The sequence below is a fragment of the Pediococcus ethanolidurans genome, assembly GCF_001437405.1.
Lineage (GTDB): Bacteria > Bacillota > Bacilli > Lactobacillales > Lactobacillaceae > Pediococcus > Pediococcus ethanolidurans.
On sequence record NZ_JQBY01000008.1, the window covers coordinates 17489 to 39201 of the forward strand.

Here is a 21713-nt window from a genome sequence, read left to right on the forward strand (position 1 = left end):
TTTTGAATTAAAAAGCGTATTTAACTCATAGAGCTATCTATTAAAAATAACAAATACGTAATACATAAGGAATGAACATATTATGCAAAAGAAAAATACCCTTCAAATAGCAAGTTTAATCACCTGGTTTATTCTCTTGGTCGGTATGATTATTTTGCTACCTAATTCGCTCAGTTGGAACTCTAGCTATAGCCAACAGCTCCCTACAGATAGCGCACCAAGTGCAACCATCGTTTACACAAATAAAGACGGCGCTTTGACCACCACTCAAAAAAAGGCCATTCAAACAAATCAGAAGAAACTGAGAGCTAATCAAAAATTTCTCGGCATTCAAAGTGTGGAGACTGACAATGACCCAAGCTCCACACAACGTTTAGATTCGGCGGATAAGTCTACTGTATTGAGTGTTTTACATTTTAAACAATCTCAAAAACAATTTCATATTTTAATTCCACAAATTTACAGTTTAATTCAAACACCTGGCGTTCATGCCTACATTACAGGTAATGATGTGTTACAAATTGCCCGTGTGCAAGCCATTCAAACTGCTAACAAACTTGTAATTATCATTTGTTGTGTATTGACAACGTTAATTATTGGTATTCTTTTTCGATCAATTTTGGCACCACTAATCGCTTTATTACTTTCTGGAATTGTTTATTTAACAAGTTTTTCAATTGCAACACTTGCTGCTCGCTTTTTAAACACGCCATACACGGCCTATACCAACACAATTATGGTAGTCGTTAGTTTTGGATTGGTCCCCATTATTATCAGTATTTTCTACCGCCGCTACTGTAATCACTACGAAAATCAAAATGCCGTCAGAACTCTTTACTGGGATTCTTGGTTACCATCCCTACTTAGTATTTTCCCACTAGCCATTGTTGGCACTGCCTTGCTACTGGCAAAGAACTTAACTTTACGTTCCTTGTGGATCTTAGCCATTGCTCTCCTTATAGCTTGGATTGTTTTCTATACGCTAATGCCTGCAATGACGGAATTTTTAGATGACTTATTTTTCTGGCCTGGCGATGGACGTAATTTCAATCCAACCTCCACTTTTTGGCAGTTCAGCACAGCTTGGGGCAAACACCATGCGTTAATAAGCTTGGGAAGCATTTTTATACTATTTTTGCTTGGTACTTTCATAAAAATGACTCCTTTAAATTGGTCCAGCGTTATTGATACACCTTTTTCTAGCCAAGCAAAAATTGGTGCAACCGTAATTTCAAGCCATTATCCCGTAGGCAAAGTTTCGCCAATCACCGTTACAATGACTAACAAGAAATCAACTTTATCAACAAAAAACATGACAGTCATCAATCAGTTAACAGAGAAGTTAAAGACTAACAAGAAAGTTGCTAACGTGTATTCAATTGCCCAACCGGGGGGAACACCGTTTACAAACTTGTACGTTAACAAACAATTGGCTAATGTAACTAGTCAACTTGCAGCAGCTAATCTAAATTTAACTAACACGCAAAAATCTCTTAAAAATTCGCAAAAACAATTAAAGGGCTTGAATCTAAAAACTGCTTTAAAACAATTAACTAAAAATGCCAGTAATTTAAGTAAAATTCAGTCACAAAGTTCACAAGTGGCAGATCAAGCTTCAGAATTAACAAATGATATTGATACAATTCAATCTCAGCAAACTGAACTGACACGCATTATAAAATCTGAAAATTCAAGTACTGCCTCTGTTCGCCGGGCACTATCAGCTTTAAACACCCATAGTAAAAACTTAATCAACGATTTAAAAACACTGCGTCATAACATTCAGGTCATTAGTTCAAATAATAATGTAATTGCGGATAACATTAGTCAAGTTGAAGATGATCAACAAAGTGTGACTGATGATTTTAAAACGGCACAAACTATTCTAAAAAACACGACCAAAGACTTAACCAAGGACAGCAGAAACGTTCAAATTGCTCAACAAAATCTAATTGGTGAGCAAAGCTTTTTAGGTAACTTGAGTAACTCTGGAATCCTAAATATTCTTTATATGACACCGCAAAACTTGAGAACGACTCCAATGAAAAACGCCATTGGTCAGTTTAACAAAACTAAAAATAAAATAACCGTCATTTCAATTGTTCTAAATACAGAATCGGCTTCAAATGCAGCTACAACCAACTTAAGTCAGATAAAACATCTGATTAGTTCAACTTTATCTGGAACCTCGTTATCTAAAAGTTCAGTAAGTTATTCGGGTGATACAGTTTACGTTGCTCAACAGAAACAAGCTTTGAATCATGACATAACTCATTTGCTTCCCTGGCTAGTTGGTTTCGTGGTAATATATCTCTTACTTTTGTCACAATCGTTGTTTGCCATTTATGCAAGTATCAGTCTATTAATTGCCTTTTTTGGTAGCCTCCAGATTACCAATTGGTTTTCAAATATACTTTTGAAAACCCCATTAGTAGCTGATGTACCACTAATTTCAGGTTTACTCTTACTTTGCCTAGGACTGGGATTCCTCGTTCCTACAATCTTACGAACCACTCGTTGCTCTACAGATAACTACTTAGGTTCACTGAATCAATTTGATCCATTTTTAATTTTGATTGGCATGTTTGAATTTGCATTATTACTCGCACTTGGTTTTACACAGTTACTGTCCTTTATTCAAATTGCACTAGTCATGTTTGTAGCCACACTCATCTGGGAGTTGCTTTTCCCTGTTGGTATTGCTGCTACGCTACACTTGACCTATGACAAGAGTTAATTAAAACGGGAATAAGTGTCTTTCTCAATCTAAAAAATTTCGATTTATGAACTTTATATCTAAAAAAGTGGAAAATAAGGCTGATTGCTTGGCTTGGCTATGATCGTCAAACGATTCTCAATCGAATCATTTGTCTGTCTAGGCCATGCTTAGAATCTAAACGCCCTATTTCCCACTTTTTTATTTAATCTTTTGCTCTCTTTCGACGTACTTTAACTTCCATTACCCACGTTGTAACCGGAATTGTTAAAATAACACCAATAAACGAAATTAAGATCATAAGTAGCTCTGACACAAAAATTTTATTATTTATAAATTCTCCCCACGTATAGTTCAAACGTTCGAACCAGATAAATAAACCTAAAAAACCACCAAAGAAACCAAAGAATAATGTATTGAAAGTTGTGCCGATAATTTGTTTGCCAACTGATATACCATCTTTAAACAACCGTGCAGAAGGAAGATCTGGATTTTGACTTAAAATTTCGCCTAGTCCAGCCGCAATGGCAATTGCAGCCTCAGCAATGGCTCCCAAACTGCTTAAAATTGTCGTTGCAATAGAAACATCCAAAAATTTAATTCCCACAAGTAATGACATGCCCTCAAGATCTTCCGTATTTTCATTACCAAATCCTTGAACAACGGCCCAGTGTTCAATCGGAACAATAAGCAAAACTATCAAGACCATCACTAAAACCGAGCCGTAAAAGGCCGTTTCAGTGGTTAACGGATTGTCATCACCCAAGTAAATCGTGACCGCTAAAATAATTACCGCATTTAATAGTGTTACCCCTAAAATGGGAAAATTTAATCCAATTAAGACAACTGTTAAGAAAATCAAAACAAAATTAATTGCTAAACTCAAAAAAGATTTTAAACCTTGTAAACCACCAACTAGGACCATAGCAATAAACAAGATCAACACTAGCACAAAAATTGTACTCATAGTCGATCACCTCTTTTGAGCAAACTACTGGCAAACCAGCTGGCGGCAGGAATTGCTAGTACAATTCCAATGCCACTAACTAGACTTTGAACCATCCCTAAAGACATATTCATGGTAAACGCATAGCCCCAACTATCACCATTACGCAAATATAACACCATCATGCCAAAAGTATCAGCCATAAAAATCAAAAAAAGGACATTGATCAATGGTCCCATAATTGATTTACCAATTTCACGACCAGAAAGAAATAATTGACGCTGGGTAATGTTAGGCGTTTCACGATGGAGGGCGAATAGGCTCGAAATAATATCCGTCGATTCATCCATTACGGCACCCAACGAACCCAGAATTGTTTCAGCGATAAAAACAGGTTGCGGATTTTGGGTAACATATTCCATCGTTTCAAAATGTAGTCCCTGTTCATGCGTAAATTTCAAAACTAACAGTGTGACAATTACTGCCCCCACTGTTCCTAAGATTGTGGCTCCAAACGTAACCAACATTTGCTTTGTTTTTCCCAATACTAAAAACAGAGTTAATCCGGCAAAGACAAACGCTAAAATACCGAAAATCAATAAAATATTGGTTCCTTGTAGCCAAACATCTAATTTAATTGCCAAGAAAAATAAAACACCGTTTAATAAAACACTTAACAAAGCCATAAAGCCACTAAATTTCATCGTTAATAACAATAAACTAATTGCCAAGAAACTCAGAAAAACAATCACAGTGTCCCGTTTTAAATCTGTTATTGTACCTTGTAATTTATGATTAGCCTTTTTTTGAATATTCAAAAAAAGTTGTTGATTCTTTCGATAAGCTTGATCCATCGCATTCGAGGCCGAAAACGTATTTTGAACCTGTAAAACTTTATTTCGATAATGACCATTTAAAATTCGAACCTTTAAAAGTTGTTTCTGTGAAAAATCATGGTTATGAAAGTTGTCGGTCTGAGAAACCTTTTTTTGATTAGTTACCTTAATTACTTGACCAACCGGTGTTTGGTAGAGTGCAGCATCATGTTGTGTTGCCCAGCACAACAACCCACCCAGCAAAATTACTAATATGATCGTCAACCAACTTGCCTGATACTTGGGTTGAATTTTATTCACAATCTTTTCATCCCAATCCTAAGAACTATTTACTTAATTTTTTAATCATTTTGTGATGTGCAATGCCAGCTTCCATTACCTGATCACCGACGACTTTATAACCATTGTTTAAATAAAAGTTTTGCGCATGATCCTGGGCAAAAAGCCACACTTGATCTACGCCATTAATTTTAGCATCGTGTTCAATGGCTTTAAAAATTTGTGAAGATAACCCTTGGTGTCGGTACTCCTGTAACGTACATACTCTTTGAACCAATGTGCCTTGCTCAGTTGTCATTACGCGAGCTGTAGTAACCGGTTTATCATCAATATAACCTACATAATATAAACACCGATTTTCATTCTCATCTTGTTCAATGGCAGCATCAATTTGTTGTTCTTGAATAAAGACCGCGGTTCTAACTTTCATACTATCATCGTACACTAAATTATCATTACCAAATGCCGTTTTTATTTTCATTTTTACCATCCATTCAAATTTTCTTTTATTTTTGAATTATAAACTTTTTATCGCTAGAAAAACAAACTCAACCTAAATTTAAGTATTTGCTTAATAAAGTTATGTTAAAATGACTCTATGTTTGTGAATCGGATCTTAAGTTAAAAGAAGATTTTCACAGGAAGGTTAGCATTCAAAAATGAAACAGTTTATCTCAAAAATTAATACCCGAATGGGTTTTTTCTTTCTTTTAGTATTCCTTTTTTGGTTAAAAACACTCCTTGCCTACTTTGCTGATTTTTCACTAGGCGTTTCTGGAATTTTTCAGTGGTTTATCATGCTCATCAATCCACTGGCCATTACATTTTTGCTATTTGGCCTAGCACTTTATGCCAAAAAGGCAAAAATCTTTTATCCGCTAATTTTGTTAATTGACATTGGTAATACAGTGTTACTTTATTTAAACGTCATTTACTATCGAGAGTTTTCGGATTTCATGACCATTAACACAATGTTAGGTTATTCCAAAGTTGACCAGGGACTAAGTGGTAGTTCGTTAGCTTTGACTGAACCTCATGATTTACTATTCTGGTTAGATATTGTCATTATTTTAGTTTTAATGCTTATGCGTAAAATTAAATTTGATCAAAATCCACTGCCAAAACGGTTGGGTTTTCAAGTTACGTCCCTTTCTGTACTTTTATTTGGATTTAATTTAATGTTTGCCGAAATCGATCGACCACAACTGATTACACGAACCTTTGATCGTACTTACATTGTTAAGTATCTGGGAATTGACGCTTTTACAGTTTATGACGGTGCAAAAACGGAACAAACAAGCAAAATGCGTTCTAGTGCAACAAAGAGTGAGCTCAAATCGGTTGAAAAATACGTTCATGGTCATTATGCAAAGAGTAATAAAAAATATTATGGTATTGCCAAAGGAAAAAATGTCATCGTAATTCATTTGGAAAGCTTCCAACAGTTCTTAATTGATGACAAAGTAGAAGGTCAAACTGTTACCCCATTCTTGAATAAAATTTATCACAGTAAGAGCACTTACGCTTTTTCTAACTTCTTTAATCAAGTTGGTCAAGGTAAAACTAGTGATGCTGAAAACATGCTAGAAACTGGCACGTTTGGCCTACCGCAAGGTTCCTTATTTGCCCAACTCGGAACGGATCAAACTTTCCAAGCAGCTCCTGCCATTTTGAATCAAGAACAAGGTTATACTTCGGCTGTCTTTCATGGTAACGTTGCTAGTTTTTGGAATCGAAATAATGTTTACAAAAATATGGGTTATCAATATTTCTTCTCAGCTAGTTATTACGATACATCCGGTGACAAATCAACCGGGTATGGCTTAAAGGATAAGTTACTTTTCAAAGATTCCATTAAGTACCTGCAATACTTACAACAACCTTTTTATGCTAAGTACATTACCGTATCTAATCATTTCCCATTTGATTTGGATAAGGAAGATTCTAGTTTCAAAGTACCAAACACAGGTAATTCATCCGTCAACAATTATTTTAAAACGGCTAACTACCTCGATCAATCCGTCAAAGAATTCTTTACTTTCTTAAAGAAATCAGGACTTTATGATAATTCCGTAATCATTCTATACGGTGATCACTATGGTATTTCAAATTCTGCCAATAAAGACTTGGCAAAAACTTTCAGTCAGGATTCTAGCCATTTCAAATCCTATGGAAGCGACCCGGTTGATAACTGGACTGATTGGGATAACACCCAATTGCAACGCGTACCCTTTATGATTCACATTCCGGGCGTTAAGAATGGGGGTATTCAAAAACAATACGGTGGCGAAATCGATGTTTTGCCAACTCTCTTGCATTTACTCGGAATTAATTCTAAGAAATACATGCAGTTTGGAACGGATCTCTTTTCATCACAACATGATCAAGTGGTTGCCTTTAGAAATCAGGATTATATCACGCCTAACTACACATCAATTAGTGGGACCGTTTATGATAATAATACGGGCCAGGTTGTAACTCCAACCGGATCGCTTAAAAAGCAAATCGCTAAGGATCAAAAGAAGGTCAACAAACAACTTGGCATGTCCGATTCCCTGAATGAAAAGAACTTGCTTCGTTTTTACACACCAAAGGGATTCAAAGCTGTTAATTCTCAGCTTTATAACTATGCAAACGGACTAAATAAAGAACTTGCCGTTCAAAAGAAGCTTGGTTTGAAATCTACTTCTATGTACTCAAAGAACCGTGATCGTTCTCTAGAAGATTTGTACAAGACCGATGCACCTGAAGCATCCCATTCGAAATCTAAGAACAATCGTATTCAAATTACCAATCCAGATTCCAATTCAGGTAACTAAAAAAAGCCGTACAGAATTTAAAATTTCTGTATGGCTTTTTTAGGTTCAATTATACTTTACATTAGGTTACATTTTATGATGCTTATACGTGGTTACAGCTCCATTGATGTGCTGTGCAAAGGTCCACGGCGATTAGGATACAGTTTCTTCATAATTGCGCTAACCGCCATTGGTCCTTCCGCAAAAGCTGTTGCAATTAAATCCAGTTTCCCGTCATAATCCACACCATCCCCAATGGCATAAATTAACGGAAGATTTGTTTTCATCTGCCGGTCTACTACAAACAGACGGTGTTGTTGCTCTGGTTGTATCTGCCACTGCCTGATCGTCTTATTATTCGAAATAAAACCGTAATTTACAATGACATCGTCTACTTGCTTTTGTAAAAGATGTTCACCTTTAACTTCTTTCATCGTTAGCAGAAGTTGGTCTTGCATTGGTTCAATTTTTTTTAATAAATAGGGAGTTAATAATTCAACTGCGGATTTTTCAAGTAATTCAACACCATGCTCCATCCCGCGAAACTGATTACGCCGATGCATTAAATAAACATGTTTAGCCACCTTTTGTAACATCAAGGCTGTATCAATAGCAGAATCACCACCACCAGCAATCAGAACTGTTTTGTCTTGAAAACGATGGGGATCAGGAATCGTATAAAAAATATGCTTGTCTTCTAGCTCCTGGGCACCCTCAACCGCTAATCGCCGTGGACTAAAAGCCCCAACCCCTGTTGCGGTAATCACTGCCTTTGTTTGATACGTTCCTCGATTGGTTACAATCTGGTAGCCATAAGTTTGTTTGCTAAGGTCGGTTACCGTTTCGTTTAAGCGAACGTCCACTGGTAACTGCATCAATTGTTTGTGCAAATGGTCAATTAAATCATTAGCTTTGATTCCAGTAAAACCGGCGACATCATGAATATATTTTTCTGGATAAAGCGCACTTACTTGACCACCAAGCTGTGCAAGGCTTTCAATGATTTGAACTTTAGCGGTTCTTAAACCACTGTAAAAACCGGCAAACATGCCGGCAGGTCCACCACCAATTATTGTAATGTCATAAATTTCGGACACGTTTTATCCCTCTTTCTTTTTATATGATAACTGTCTAATTTTACCACGATTTTATTTTTTCGTGATTTTAAAAATTAGCCTCAAATAACATAGATTTTAAATCTAAAGGTTGAAAGTATCAAAATCACTTCAATAACTGATGTTAAACGACTTAGCCTATAAAAAATAGTCTAGAATGCCGTCTTCCAGCAAATTTGGGCTGGAACGTAGTGGGCACGACTTGAAGCCGCAAACCACGTCTCCAAGCTCGGCCTTTATCTAAGCGAAAACCGCTAAGATAAATGTCACTACTGAGCCCATTTGCTTCCAGACTAAGTCTAATCTTTGTAATCTACACAGCGATATAAAGGTTGTTATATCAGCGTTACTGAGTATTATTGAAACATCAAACGTTCTTAGTCCGGAGGCGATTGGTCTCAGGGGTGAAATTATCCTTAGCAATTCATTTGCTTAGGATAAGGCCGAGTTTGAAGACAAGTGTACCTCTTGGCTTCAAATCGTGCCCACCCCGTTCCAGACCGGGTAAGCCGTAGGACGGCATTTTAATCTAATTTTGTTACCAAGAACGCTTTTATATCAGGCAACGGGATGTGTTTCGAGCTTTCAACCTTTAGTTTTAAATTGTATTTATCCGGTCAATTTCGTATGATTAGAGGGTACCGACAATAAAATTTGGGAGGTTTCTCATGGCAACACGCAAAATGATCTTAGATTTAGATACTGGTATCGATGACGCAATGGCCATTGCATACGCAGTAGCTGCTCCAGATGTTGATTTGATTGGAATTGTTTCTTCATACGGCAATGTATTAACGCCATTGTCAGCGCAAAACAGTTTAAAAATTCTCGAATTACTAGGTCAACCAAATGTTCCTGTTTTTCTTGGTGAATCTCATTCTTCGACAACTACTCACTTTGATGTGATGCCAATCAGCGCTCAGATTCATGGAAAAAACGGGATTGGCGAGGTCGACTTACCAATGCCTAAACGTCAACCAGAAACCAAATCAGGCGTGGACTTTTTGATTGAATCCGCCCACACTTTCGGTAAAAATCTTATTGTGGTGCCAACAGGTCCTTTGACTAATCTTGCCAAAGCACTAAAGAAAGCCCCAGAAATTGCAACTGAAATTGGCAGTGTAACTTTAATGGGTGGCGCATTAACCGTTCCCGGTAATGTTTCCCCCGTGGCTGAGGCCAATATAAATCAAGATCCAACCGCTGCCGATCAAGTTTTTGAAAGTAAATTAAATATCACAATGGTAGGTCTCGACGTCACTTTACGGACGCTACTTACCAAAACCGAAACTGCTGAATGGCGCTCATTACACACCACTGCCGGAAAAAAGTTTGCAGATATTGTTGATTATTACATTGATGTATACAAAATTACTAGTCCTCATTTACATGGCTGTGCCCTCCATGATCCTTTGGCTGTTGGTGTAGCTCTTGATCCTAGTTTAGTTTCAACTTTGGATTTAAACATGTTTGTAGATACCAGCAAGGAAATGTGGGGACGCACAATTGGCGATCCGGCCAAATTAACGGATAAGAATCCTAATGTTTCGGTAGCTTTAACGGTCGATCAAGCTACCTATTTGAAACGATTCATGAGCTATTTATCTGGGCTATTTGCTAAAAACTAAAAATTAATTTCTTAGGATGTTCAAAATAAAGCTGTGGGAAAAATTTCCCTGCAGCTTTATTTTTTAATTTTTATCAATTGAAGTTTTTTCAAACATCTCAAGTCTTACGGTACAAGATTTTTACAAGCCATATGGTAAACTAGATGCAGATAAATTTGGGAGTGAAACATATGGAAATCGTTATTTTAGTTCTGGTTCTTGTAATCGCGGTACTGGTTTCAAATATTATTGCCAGTAAATTCACACAAGTGCCACTTGCCTTTATTGAAATTGCAGTTGGGTTACTTGTCGCTTTCATCGTACCTTATTATCGCCATTACACAATGAATCCAGATCTCTTTATGCTTGTGGTTCTAGCACCCTTAATGTTTTATGAAGGATTAAATACAAATATGCGTGTTTTACGCCGATCCTTTTCAACTACGCTCTCATTGGCGGTAGGTCTGGCTTTAGTTACCGTCAGTATTGTCGGAGTTACCGCCCATTTGACCTTAACTGAACTGGCTTTGCCGCTGGCTTTTGCCTTAGCGGCCATAATTACACCCACAGATGCCGTTGCTGTTTCATCGGTTACCGCAAATATCGCGATGCCAGAAGAGGCCATGCAAACTTTAAAAAACGAATCACTTTTTAACGATGCATCTGGAATTGTCATCTTTGATTTAGCTTTACAGGCCTTTACAACGGGAAAATTCTCGTTTACCTTTGGTTTTTTTGATTTTACATACGTTTTTTTGGGCGGTCTGTTACTGGGAATGATTTTAGGCAGCCTGTTAGTTTCCTTAAGAACCTTTTTAATCAGTCATCGGATGGACAACTCTTCCGTAATTGTCACCTTAGGTATTCTTACACCATTTTTCGTTTATTTTGTCGCTGAATTAGCCCATGTTTCTGGTATTTTGGCTGTGGTGGCGGCAGGGCTTGTTCACGGCGTGCAGGAAGGCCGTTTGCGACTCACTTCAACAAAGATACAGGTAGTTAGCAATACTACCTGGGAAGTCCTCTCAGACAATCTGAATGGTTTTGTATTTGTCCTGTTAGGTGTCTCTTTACCTACCGTTATTTCAGATATTTCCTACCGAAATAATACTTTCTTGCTTTTCTTAATCGGTTTAAGCATTTTACTTTATGCGTTGATGACAATTCTACGTTACTTGTGGCTACGTTTAGGACTAGCCACAATTCGGGTGCGCCCAGAATATAAAAATACCAATTGCTGGATCATTGCCCTGAGTGGCATTCATGGAACTGTAACGTTGGCGATGGCCTTTTCGTTGCCATTAATGTTACACGGCGTAACTTTTCCTTATCGAAACGATTTGTTATTTATTGCTAGTGTTGTGATTGTTTTAAGCATGTTGGTTCCTTCATTGATTCTACCGGCACTACTTCCTCGCCAAAAGGAACCGTTTTTACGTGAGGATGCCAACGCAGCTCGTAAAGAAATGATTAACTATGCGGTTAAAAAAATAACCGAATTAAACGAAGATCCTTTAGAAACGCAGGCCGTTATTGCAACTTTGCATAGTCAAAATCGGCCTGAGAAAATTAAAAATCGTCGCATTTTAAAGCAACTGTTTGCGCAAACACGAGATGTTGAAAATGAAGTTTTAGATGAGATGGTATCAAACGATGAAATTTCGGAAAAGGATCGTCGTTTGTACCAACGAACGATGTTGACGCGTGACTTTCATTCTGATAATAGTATTTTGCGTGGACTTTGGTTGCAATTGTCCTATCGTTTTGTTTACTTTTTCAAACGGTTGATTCACGGAAGAAAAATTAGACAGAATCAGCAACGGATTAGGCATAATCCTAAATTGATGAAAAAGTTCAAGAGCAAGCATGACACGCTTGTTGAAATTGAGGATCGAACTACGCAGCAGGTGTTCAAGTATTTAAAGAGTCCCATGGTAAATAAGGAAAGTCATACGGATATTTCGATTGTGCAGCGTTATTACCGTGAGCGTCATCGTCGTTATCAGAACAATTCCAACAGTAATGAGATTCAAGAGGAATTGTTTATTAAGGCGTTTCAGTTTGAATATAACTTTGTGCAAAACCAACTGAGCGAAAATAAATTGACGCGTGAGTTGGCGACGGCATTGTATGAACAGATTTCAAATGACGAATTAATTTATATGCAAAATGACGAAATTTATGATTAAAAGAGTGTTACACAAGACGAATAGCTTTTGAGCATTAACGGAAATACCCCAATGATTCGTACTTGGAATCGTTGGGGTATTTGTGTTAAGCGGAGAAAGCTGTCTTGTGTAACAAGTTTCCGCTATAAAAATAGAATGTGATCCCTTTCATTATTTCCAATTGAAATTATCAGGTCCATGTCCTGAGGAAGCTGTTTTCTTGACCCATTCCCACTATAAAAATAAAATGTGATCCACCCCATTATTTTCAGTTGAACTTACAACGTACACACACCCCGAAAAACTGCTTTTCTTAGCCCGCTTCAACCATAAAAACAAAAAAATGATGTCAGAAAGCCACCTTCCCGACATCATTTTTTAGTTTCAAACGCTCACTTACTAAATTAGTTTACATACTTTGTTAAAAATTTCTTAACTGTTCGTTGATACAGTTTTGGATTAGTTGCCATTGACTTGGCATGTGTGGCTCCTTTAACAATCAGTAATTGCTTAGGTCCCTTATCTGCCTTATACAGTGGATAAACCATCCTCGTTGGAACAAACGTATCTTTGTTTCCATGGATGAACAACATTGGTTTTTTATTCTTCGCAACCTGTTTTAAAGCACTGGCTTCTTTGAAATTATAACCAGCACGAATTTGTGTAATGGCGCTTACCGATGGAACCAACGGCCAGTATGGTAGATGATACATGTTTTTGGCTTCGTACGTAATTTCATCATTGACCGATGTGTAGCCACAATCCTCGACATAGGCTTTAAGTTGCTTGGGAACATCCTTTTCACCACTAACCATCATGGTCGTTGCGCCACCCATGCTAACACCATACATCACCAATTGTTGATTTTGTCCTTCACGCTTGAGTAACAGCTTCATCCATTTAATATAGTCTAATCGATCAGGCCAGCCAAAACCGATATAGTTTCCTTGACTAGCTCCTTGACCACGATCATCAGGAACTAAAACATTGTAGCCCATTTTATGAAACATGGCCGCAGATGCTCCCATTTTTGTTTTATTGTCCATAAATCCATGAGCAATAACAGCCGTTTTATTACTTTTATGAGCAGCTGGAATATAATAAGCATCTAATCTTAAGTTATCCGTTGCTGAGGTTTCGTGCCAGGTTTGCTTATGCACATTCTGATACCAAAGCTTTTCTTTATAAAGAGGATCACTCTTTTTTAAGGTTGCCGATCCACTCAAAAAATCTTTATGACCAGGCACAACTGCTACATGATAAAAATACGAGGCTGCCCCAATATCCGCTACAACCAAAATTGCAAAAATAATGAGAAGCCATTTCCAAAACTTTTTCAAAATTCTCATCCCTTATCACTCGATTTAAAAAGTATACAGCTTTTTATCAGATAAAAAATGTTTTCTCAATGATTACCCCTATTGGTTCATCGTCAAAATAGCAATTAGTCCCATCAGTCTCAATATTGAAGCGTTTATCTCAATCTTCTCGTTTAGTTGTGACAAATAAAGTGAAATGTCCCACCAAAACGCAAAAAAGACAAACAGAATGCGCCTAACAGTCTGTGGTTATGATAAAATTGAGATAACAGAAAGGGAGTAATCACATGTTTCCTGAAAGACTTCGTGCACTCCGCCATGGTCAAAACATCACCTTGGAAGAATTAGCGGCGGATTTAAATAAACAATATCCTGGACCAGCTGAAAAAGCGAACACCTCTTCTCAAATTGGTAATTGGGAACGTGGCGTTCGTACCCCTTCGTTTGTGGAGGTTCGTAAACTCGCAGAATATTTTGATGTCACAATGGATTACCTCAGTGGTAAGGCCGATCATGATGAATATGATCTAAGCAAATTATTCTTATCTGGCAAACAACTATCATTCAGTCATAAAGTGTTAACCAGTGAAGATCGTTACGAGCTGTTTCAATTAATGGATGGTTATCTTCATGGTAAGAACCGACGTACAACCCATGATGCTAATGATCAACAAGAAGAATTAGACTTAGGACTCGATGATAACAAAAAGTAACTTATCAAGTTAAATGGGTGAATATTTTGAATCAAAAAAAATTAAAGCAACTTCGCAAACAAGTTCATGATAAAAATAAGAAAGCTTTCACAGAAGATTATCTTGAACAAATTAAGAAATATGAACACCTATTTCAAGAATTTCCTCAAATTACCTTTTTAACTCATAATATTATCGAGAGTGCGCGTCTGATTTCTCAAGGACTTTTGCCACAGTCGCTGCCATTACTTCAAATTCCTGATACTTTTCAAGACGAATTGTTTCAATCCATTCTAAAAAAGTATCCCATGGGAAATCCTAAGGGTGATGAATTATGGAATACCTATTCTCAGGCTTTACCCAAATTTGATAAATTACTACGATCCTACCGCGATTATCTAGAAGAACATTACGGAATGTGGGCCTATATTTCTGCTCCTTTTATTAAAGATCTGGCTGGCTTTTTGAACAAGGAACCAACCTTAGAAGTTATGGCTGGCAATGGCTATATCTCTGCCGGACTTCGTAATTACGATCAAACACTAATGACAACCGACAGCAAAGGCTGGACACAGGAAAACGAAACTGGTAAACACACATTAACCGAAATTGAGCCTTTAGACGCACTGGCTGCTTGGGACAAATATCATGATGTCGTAAAATATGTCATCATGTCTTGGTCTCCTGATGGTATTCCGGTAGATTGGCAACTTTTACAAAAAATGCGCCAGACTAATCCTAAAGTTATCTTAATTTGTATTGGTGAAAAGTTTGGTAGTTCTGGCAGTCATCAGTTCTGGCAGCACGCTAACTATATTGACCCAGAGAATACAAAAAAACTCAACCAACATTTTACCCACTTTGATTTAGTTCATGATCAAGTTTATCTTATTCAGTAAAAAAGCAACGAAAAAAGGTTGAAGCAAAATTGCTTCAACCTTTTTTAAACGGTACTTGATTGCTCAAATAGATCTTGCACGGTTCACACATGTTTGATCAGATGTTCCACAAAATCCGGTGGAAAAGACACATCCCGTTTCAAGAAAATCACTAGTCACTCGAAAGTGAAACAACCTAAGTTGCCTGATTATACTCGACTCATCGCATAGATTCATATTAACACGTTTCTATGGCAATTACCAATCACCTCACTAGTCATTTAGATCAATTCATTATATGATGAAGGTAGTTTTTACAGAAATGGAGCTCCACTATGCTAAATTTAGCCATCGACTTTTTTATTCATCCACTCAGTTATATCGTTCCTATCGCAGATCAATTAAACGGATGGATTTATTTAATCTTGTTTATTTGGATCTTTTTGGAAACTGCCTTTGTCATCTTTTCATTTTTGCCGGGACAATCTGTGCTCTTCCTAACGAGTACAATAGCGGCTAGTCCCCACTCAAAATTAAATTTAATTGCCTTATTTGTGGTGTTCTTGGTTGCCGCAACCACTGGCTCCGTACTCAAGTTTCATCAAGGTAAAAAATTTGGTAAACATTCAAAAATAACCAAAGAAATTCAGTCTTCTGATCAAATGGAAAAAACGCAGGCTTTCTTCGATCGTAATGAAAAAAGCTCTCTTTTATTATCCCGCTTTATTCCATTTATCGGTTTGTTTGTTCCCATCATTGCGGGGAATTCCCAAATGAGTTTTCAACGATTTAATAAGTTAAACTTTTTAGGTGCTCTAATTTGGGTAGGTGCCTGTTGTTTAGCGGGTTATTACTTAGGTTCAACTGCTTTTGTCCAAAAATATTTCACACTTATTTTCTTCTTATTAGCTATCTCACCCATTTTAACAAAACAACTTTCTAAACTTGTTTCTCGTAAATAATTGGCAGCCTAATTTTTATTTTCGTGGTAGTCTAAGCTCCCAAACACGCCAACCAATTAAAATCACCACATAAAACAAAGTGACACTAATAATTGTTCCCCAACTCAAAAAATTGATTCTTGTAAAAATGTAGCCAATCAATCGGTACAAAACAAGCACCACAAAAAGGCTGGCGATACTTATGCCAGCATCTTGATACCATTTTCGTTTTTGCATCAAGAACACGCGAATTTTATTTTTCATTTTTACGCCCTCAGTGAATAACAACCTTGGTTCCTTCCTTAATGTTTGTGTAAAGCCATTTTGCATCTGGTACTGAAAGACGCACACAGCCATGCGAGTTAGCTTCTTTACCTAGCTTATTTGCCTCTTTAATAAGAAACTGTCCCTGCTCATTCGTAGGTACCGAATGGAATAGATAAACGCCATGATCTTTCCAAGAAACAAAATACTTGGCTCCTTCTTTGGATTCGGCATTGTAAAAGAATTTTCCTCGTTCGGCTTGAATGTGATAAGTACCTGTAGGCGTTGAATTTTTAGCCCCTGTGGAAGCATACATGGTATACAACCGTGTTTGGTTATTCATCACATATACTCGCTGTTTGGCAATTGAAACGTGCAACCAAATATGTGCATATTTAGTCAAATCTGGATAAGCCTTAACTTCTGAAGATTTTTTCCAATTGATTGCCCGCATATAAGCTGGTCGTTTCGATACTTTTTTCTTCGCCTTCGTTTTCTTTTCCTTAGGTAAATTTGAAACTGTTACTTGGCTTGGATCCTGTTTTTTCACTTTGCTAGCGGCTGGATGGAATCGCAAGCTAATTAAAAAGACAGCCAAAAACAAAACCCCAGCCACTGCTAACATTTTAATTAAACGACTCATAGACAACCTCTACTTTTATTTTTCCTTTTTAGTATCGAGCTTTTCAAACTGCAATAGCACCCAATCTGCAATATTTTGATAAACGTCAGCATCTCCTGCCAGAAAATCATCGACACTGCCCATTAAATCAATCCGTAAATGTGAAGCATTAATGTCTTCCGCTTCAAAAATTGCGTACAACTTCACATCATAATCCTTGTCCGCTTCCGTTAACTGCTCAATCTTATTCGGATAACTAAACGGCAAATTGATAATGTTTGTTTGAAATTTCAAAACAACTTCTTTTCTGATTAACACATCTGCTTCAACAACTGCAGTATCTTTCAAGGTTGTTTGTAAATAACCAAAGACAGATTTCAAGGCACTTTTAGGATCTTTTTTTAATTTTGTACTCGTAATTTTAAAAGTTTCTGGTGCAAAATTATCATCACGAATTATTTCTAATAAATCACTGGACTTAATCTTCATAATTTTCACTCCTAAATTGGTTAAAGCTTACTTACCTAGTCTAACATCTGAATGAAAAGTTACAAATTACATTTTATTTACTAAAGAAGGACTTAATGTTTTAAGCACTTTGTTAATCGTAACCAGCCGGCGTCCCAAGCAGCCAGATTACTCTCACCCACTTTTATTGCTGCCTTTAAGCAACGTTAATATCACTCACTCTAGCCCTTAAAATGATCTCCATATTCTTTTACAGTTAACTTATCTACTGCCCAATCATTTTTCTTGATTTTGGATATATTTTTAAAGATTGATTTGACCAATTCTTGGAATTTAAGAAAACTATTCAACGGAAATTTATTTATCCTGCCGAAACTAATACTTATTATTAAACTTGTTTTCATAATTGTTCATCTCTTTAACGCTTTCAATTTTCATCGACTATTTTTTTATTTTTTAACACTTTTTTTGTTAACCACGCAGTTTCCACCGAACTGCGATGGGAGATCATAAATATACCCATAGGCAACTGACTAAGGACTCTTAAAAAGTCTTTTTCGCTCGTTTGATCCAAATTAGCTGTGGGCTCATCTAAAACTATTAATGGACGTTTCGCTAACAGTGCACGTGCAAGTCCAATTTTTTGGAGTTGCCCCGCAGATAAGTTCATATTATCTCCTCCAAAAATTTGTGCCTCAAGTTTATTCGGAAGACTGTCAATCAGCGGTTTCAAGCCAGCCTTTTGTATAACTGTACTTAATTCTGCTTTAGTTACTTTTCTTCCCAATAACAAGTTATTTCTAACAGTGTCGGAGAAAACTTCCGTTTCTTGTGGCACATAAGAGACTAAATTGATAGCATTAATCTTCTGTTCAATATTTTCATCAATCTCGCTAACTTTTCCTGAATTCGGTTCATATAATCCCATCAGAAGTTTTATAACTGTAGTTTTACCGGCACCGCTCTCACCTACAAGCAATATCTTTTGCCTATTTTTCAAATCAATGAAAATGCTAGCATCTTTTAAAATCCAATTTTTATTGTTAGGATAACGAAAAGATACCCGTTGTAATCCAAATGAATTTACACTATTCAAATTATTGTTATTGTTTGAATTAATCTGATCACTAGTTAAAAATTTTACTACCCGTTTCAATGAAACTTTTTGACGAGCCCAGTTAGCATATAATCCAGGTAACTGATAAAATGCCCAAGTAAAATTCGCATTCAGGACATTAAAACCCATAAATTGTCCCAACGTCAGTGCATGAACACTAATTAAGTAAATGCTAAAAACCAACGGCGTAACATCAAAAATAAATCCTGCAGCGAGACTTATACTATTCATTCGCCATTGACTTTTTGCATTTATTAATTGATCACTTGTATATCTCTGATACTTTTCCTTGAAAAGATTTAGACCAAATTTTTCAGCAAAAAACGAACGTAGAAGGCTCCTGCCGCCGAAAACTTGTAACATTATCTCCTGCATATCTTCTCTACTGTGTTGTGTATTCTCCTGTGTCACCGTTATCAATTTCCCTGTTAATCTTGGTATCATCATGGAAAACAAACTGAGAATAAGTATAAAGCAAGTTAACATCCACGATGATAAGAGTCCAAAAACTATAGCAGCTAAAAATGAACTCAACCCAATTAACAGGTTCGTAAACGTTTCTGGTACCACTCCTGATAGTAAGGAAATGTCAGAGTTAAGAATTGTGATCCATCCACCTTTCCCCATTTCTTCAACGCTTATAGTTTTCTTAGTAAATACATTTTTTATAAGATTGTTAGACAAACCAAATTCAATTTTCTGTTTGAGTATTCCCTGCTGACTCACAGTGAAAAATTTACATATTCCAATTACTAGACTAAGACCAATTAAGTAAATTGCACTCTTCCAAAATCGATCAACTTGTTTCTCACTTAAAAAATTCATCAAGGTATTTAGCTTATAAGCTAAAAAAAACTCAGAAATAGCTCCCATTACGCCCACAACCCATAAAGGAACAAAAGATTTGTTCTTAAAAAATGAAATTAAATATTTCTTTTCTTTTACTGTCATATTAGCCCCCCTATTCTAATAACATTGTCTGAGGGTTCGATTAAATCGAAAGTATGCGTGATAATTAAAATGCCAGTTTGTTTAGCAATCGACCGCAGCTCTTGCATCAAAGCTATCTGATTATCTCTATCTAAATCTGAAAATGGTTCATCCATTATCACAAACTGTTTGTTCGACAGTACAGCACGTGCAATTGAAAGTCGTCGCATTTGACCTTCTGAAAAATTAGTTTCGTCACCAACGACAGTATTTAACCCATTTGAAAGTTGTTCAATTTGTTGATCCATATGAACCGCTTCAAGCACGTTCTTTATAGTGCTCAGATCAATTAATTTATCAAGCGTGAGATTGCGATAAATGGTTGTATTAAAAAGAATATTTTTTTGCGGTACATAAGCCAATTTCAAACTAAATCCGGTTTGCTCACGATTATTTGTATCCAATGCAAAAATTTTCCCACTCGTAGGTTCAATCAATCCCAAAATAAGTTTTATTATGGTAGTTTTTCCGGCTCCGTTATCTCCAACAATAAATGTGATCTTAGATCTCGGGATGGTAAGATTGAAATTCTTAAATATTTCTTTTCCATTATCGGAGTATCTAAAATATAGATTTCTAATCAAAATTTTTTCGAGATTCATTGTTTGACCGGCTTTTGCTTCAATAACATTGTGGTCTTCTTGGTAAACTGACATTCGGTTGTTAACTCTTTTAATTGCTACATGTTGTTGAGATAAATACGATATCACACTGGGCAACGACATGAACGGATCTAAAATTGAACCGATACCAGCATTCCAAATTCCAACCATGATACTGAGTTCCAAATTGTTGCTTTTCACTAACAATAGTCCTCCAATAAGAGAACTAACCTCAACAAAATAAACTCCACCTACAAATAAACTACTGTTTACAGCTGCCGTGTTGACGTTTTTCGTCCAATATGGGAATTTTTTCACGAAGAAATGCTGATGCTTGGTAATTGCCCATTGAGTACTCCCAAATATTCTCAGCAATGGTATATTCTTATATAACTCAGCAAAAAATCGTTTATGTTCATCATCATATTTCTCGAATATTTGACGCACATTCGCTTGCTTTTTGAAAAAAAAACGTACTAATATAAAAAAAGTTAATCCAACACATAAATAAAATACGCCAGCTATCCACGAATAAAAGAAAACATAGCACAATCCCATTAACATTGACAAAAAGAAATCAAATAGCGGTGAAATCCCTGAATATAAGTAATTTGCTATTGTTTCAGCATCCTGATTAATTAAATTAACTAGTTCACCTTCTTTAACCTCTTGCTTCCGACTAGAACTTATTACTTTATCCATAAGTTTTAAGCTCACTGTTTCGCTAACGTGTTTTTTAATTTTTTCCAATAACATAGAATAATTAAAATAAATAATTCCGTAACCAACTGATCCTACAACTAGTGCTGACAAAACATACCACAATTGAGAAGTGTTTTTTCCAAAAGCTATAACAATTCCAACCTGAATCATTACTGATACAAATAAATTAAAGCCACTCATGTATAATTTACATAGAACTAACCAAGGGTACTTGCTTTTGGGAACTAACTTGAAAATTTCGCGTATATTCATAAAATCATCTTCTTCCGTTCCTTATCAAAATTTCAAATATGTTCCTGTTTTCTCAATCCAAACCTTGTTCCTCAACTCTTTAATATCTCCCAGAACTATAAATTCTAATATTTTGTCAAAAAGATCAGCAGTTAAAGAATAAAGACCATGTACAATTGTTGGATATGCCGTTCTACTTCGCAGATCATTGTAATTAACAAGATCTAAGTACATGCCATCTGTTTCTTTATTAAGTTTTTTCTCAAATGCTCTAAAGTCAGCCGTTTCATCTTCTTTTTACAAAAGGTCCCACAGATCCATTGTGAACAAACAATAAAGGAATGTTATTTTTAAATACCAATATCATTGACTTACCGATCAATTAAACCAGTTGGTTTATC

Annotated in this window: 17 protein-coding genes; 7 read left to right on the forward strand and 10 right to left on the reverse strand. The window is 36.3% G+C overall.

Annotated features, from left to right (window positions below):
* Positions 1-82: 82 nt before the first annotated feature.
* Positions 83-2737, forward strand: coding sequence for an MMPL family transporter (locus IV87_RS04510; protein WP_057805887.1), 2655 nt, complete (start codon positions 83-85; stop codon positions 2735-2737).
* Between the two features lie 184 nt (positions 2738-2921).
* On the opposite strand, the gene IV87_RS04515 is transcribed toward IV87_RS04510, so the two are convergent.
* Genes IV87_RS04515 through IV87_RS04525 form a run of 3 tightly spaced genes read right to left on the reverse strand, consistent with a single transcriptional unit; the run spans position 2922 to position 5258 of the window.
* A complete protein-coding gene (locus IV87_RS04515; protein ID WP_057805889.1) occupies positions 2922-3683 on the reverse strand; it encodes a YibE/F family protein in 762 nt (253 codons plus the stop codon).
* Complete coding sequence (locus tag IV87_RS04520) at positions 3680-4798, reverse strand: YibE/F family protein (protein WP_057805891.1); 1119 nt, start codon at positions 4796-4798, stop codon at positions 3680-3682. Before IV87_RS04520 ends, IV87_RS04515 begins: the two co-directional genes overlap by 4 nt.
* 25 nt (positions 4799-4823) lie before the next feature.
* Positions 4824-5258, reverse strand: coding sequence for a GNAT family N-acetyltransferase (locus tag IV87_RS04525; RefSeq protein WP_057805893.1), 435 nt, complete (start codon positions 5256-5258; stop codon positions 4824-4826).
* A 178-nt stretch (positions 5259-5436) separates the two neighbouring features.
* Between IV87_RS04525 and IV87_RS04530 the strand changes: the two genes are divergently transcribed.
* Positions 5437-7596 carry an LTA synthase family protein gene (locus IV87_RS04530; protein WP_057805898.1) on the forward strand — a complete coding sequence of 720 codons (2160 nt, stop codon included), beginning with the start codon at positions 5437-5439 and terminating at the stop codon, positions 7594-7596.
* Positions 7597-7688: 92 nt separating this feature from the next.
* Here the strand turns inward: IV87_RS04530 and IV87_RS04535 are convergent, their stop codons facing one another.
* Positions 7689-8672: an NAD(P)/FAD-dependent oxidoreductase gene (locus IV87_RS04535; RefSeq protein WP_057805900.1), complete on the reverse strand. Its 984-nt coding sequence runs from the start codon at positions 8670-8672 to the stop codon at positions 7689-7691.
* Positions 8673-9358: 686 nt separating this feature from the next.
* Between IV87_RS04535 and IV87_RS04540 the strand changes: the two genes are divergently transcribed.
* Together IV87_RS04540 and IV87_RS04545 are read left to right on the forward strand one after the other, a co-directional pair.
* Positions 9359-10318, forward strand: a complete 960-nt coding sequence (locus tag IV87_RS04540) for a nucleoside hydrolase (protein WP_057805902.1) — start codon at positions 9359-9361, stop codon at positions 10316-10318.
* A gap of 170 nt (positions 10319-10488) precedes the next feature.
* Positions 10489-12486, forward strand: coding sequence for a cation:proton antiporter (locus IV87_RS04545; protein ID WP_057805905.1), 1998 nt, complete (start codon positions 10489-10491; stop codon positions 12484-12486).
* Positions 12487-12869: 383 nt separating this feature from the next.
* On the opposite strand, the gene IV87_RS04550 is transcribed toward IV87_RS04545, so the two are convergent.
* The gene (locus IV87_RS04550) at positions 12870-13814 is read right to left on the reverse strand and encodes an alpha/beta hydrolase (protein WP_301554196.1); all 945 of its coding nucleotides are present in this window, start codon (positions 13812-13814) and stop codon (positions 12870-12872) included.
* Positions 13815-14071: 257 nt separating this feature from the next.
* Here IV87_RS04550 and IV87_RS04555 point away from each other — a divergent pair, with 257 nt between their 5' ends.
* From IV87_RS04555 to IV87_RS04565, 3 genes are all read left to right on the forward strand, one after another.
* Entirely contained in the window at positions 14072-14497 is a 426-nt protein-coding gene (locus IV87_RS04555; RefSeq protein WP_057805909.1) for a helix-turn-helix domain-containing protein, read from the forward strand.
* Positions 14498-14523: 26 nt separating this feature from the next.
* Entirely contained in the window at positions 14524-15375 is an 852-nt protein-coding gene (locus tag IV87_RS04560; RefSeq protein ID WP_057805911.1) for a hypothetical protein, read from the forward strand.
* Positions 15376-15689: 314 nt separating this feature from the next.
* Positions 15690-16316 (forward strand): DedA family protein, encoded by a 627-nt coding sequence (locus IV87_RS04565; RefSeq protein ID WP_057805913.1) that lies wholly within the window; start codon positions 15690-15692, stop codon positions 16314-16316.
* Between the two features lie 15 nt (positions 16317-16331).
* On the opposite strand, the gene IV87_RS04570 is transcribed toward IV87_RS04565, so the two are convergent.
* The 5 genes from IV87_RS04570 to IV87_RS04595 form a co-directional block, all read right to left on the reverse strand.
* The gene (locus IV87_RS04570) at positions 16332-16559 is read right to left on the reverse strand and encodes a hypothetical protein (RefSeq protein WP_143053164.1); all 228 of its coding nucleotides are present in this window, start codon (positions 16557-16559) and stop codon (positions 16332-16334) included.
* Between the two features lie 10 nt (positions 16560-16569).
* The gene (locus IV87_RS04575) at positions 16570-17202 is read right to left on the reverse strand and encodes a L,D-transpeptidase (protein WP_057805917.1); all 633 of its coding nucleotides are present in this window, start codon (positions 17200-17202) and stop codon (positions 16570-16572) included.
* Positions 17203-17217: 15 nt separating this feature from the next.
* Entirely contained in the window at positions 17218-17670 is a 453-nt protein-coding gene (locus IV87_RS04580; protein WP_057805919.1) for a hypothetical protein, read from the reverse strand.
* A gap of 406 nt (positions 17671-18076) precedes the next feature.
* Positions 18077-19717: an ATP-binding cassette domain-containing protein gene (locus IV87_RS04590; RefSeq protein ID WP_057805922.1), complete on the reverse strand. Its 1641-nt coding sequence runs from the start codon at positions 19715-19717 to the stop codon at positions 18077-18079.
* The gene (locus IV87_RS04595) at positions 19714-21333 is read right to left on the reverse strand and encodes an ATP-binding cassette domain-containing protein (RefSeq protein ID WP_057805924.1); all 1620 of its coding nucleotides are present in this window, start codon (positions 21331-21333) and stop codon (positions 19714-19716) included. Before IV87_RS04595 ends, IV87_RS04590 begins: the two co-directional genes overlap by 4 nt.
* Between the last annotated feature and the right edge of the window lie 380 nt (positions 21334-21713).

Bases quoted from the DNA above. Each gene is read 5' to 3' on its own strand.
- IV87_RS04510 (WP_057805887.1), top strand. From the start codon at position 83: ATGCAAAAGAAAAATACCCTTCAAATAGCAAGTTTAATCACCTGGTTT.
- IV87_RS04515 (WP_057805889.1), bottom strand. From the start codon at position 3,683: ATGAGTACAATTTTTGTGCTAGTGTTGATCTTGTTTATTGCTATGGTC.
- IV87_RS04525 (WP_057805893.1), bottom strand. From the start codon at position 5,258: ATGAAAATAAAAACGGCATTTGGTAATGATAATTTAGTGTACGATGAT.
- IV87_RS04530 (WP_057805898.1), top strand. From the start codon at position 5,437: ATGAAACAGTTTATCTCAAAAATTAATACCCGAATGGGTTTTTTCTTT.
- IV87_RS04540 (WP_057805902.1), top strand. From the start codon at position 9,359: ATGGCAACACGCAAAATGATCTTAGATTTAGATACTGGTATCGATGAC.
- IV87_RS04545 (WP_057805905.1), top strand. From the start codon at position 10,489: ATGGAAATCGTTATTTTAGTTCTGGTTCTTGTAATCGCGGTACTGGTT.
- IV87_RS04550 (WP_301554196.1), bottom strand. From the start codon at position 13,814: ATGAGAATTTTGAAAAAGTTTTGGAAATGGCTTCTCATTATTTTTGCA.
- IV87_RS04555 (WP_057805909.1), top strand. From the start codon at position 14,072: ATGTTTCCTGAAAGACTTCGTGCACTCCGCCATGGTCAAAACATCACC.
- IV87_RS04565 (WP_057805913.1), top strand. From the start codon at position 15,690: ATGCTAAATTTAGCCATCGACTTTTTTATTCATCCACTCAGTTATATC.
- IV87_RS04570 (WP_143053164.1), bottom strand. From the start codon at position 16,559: ATGAAAAATAAAATTCGCGTGTTCTTGATGCAAAAACGAAAATGGTAT.
- IV87_RS04575 (WP_057805917.1), bottom strand. From the start codon at position 17,202: ATGAGTCGTTTAATTAAAATGTTAGCAGTGGCTGGGGTTTTGTTTTTG.
- IV87_RS04580 (WP_057805919.1), bottom strand. From the start codon at position 17,670: ATGAAGATTAAGTCCAGTGATTTATTAGAAATAATTCGTGATGATAAT.
- IV87_RS04590 (WP_057805922.1), bottom strand. From the start codon at position 19,717: ATGACAGTAAAAGAAAAGAAATATTTAATTTCATTTTTTAAGAACAAA.
- IV87_RS04595 (WP_057805924.1), bottom strand. From the start codon at position 21,333: ATGAATATACGCGAAATTTTCAAGTTAGTTCCCAAAAGCAAGTACCCT.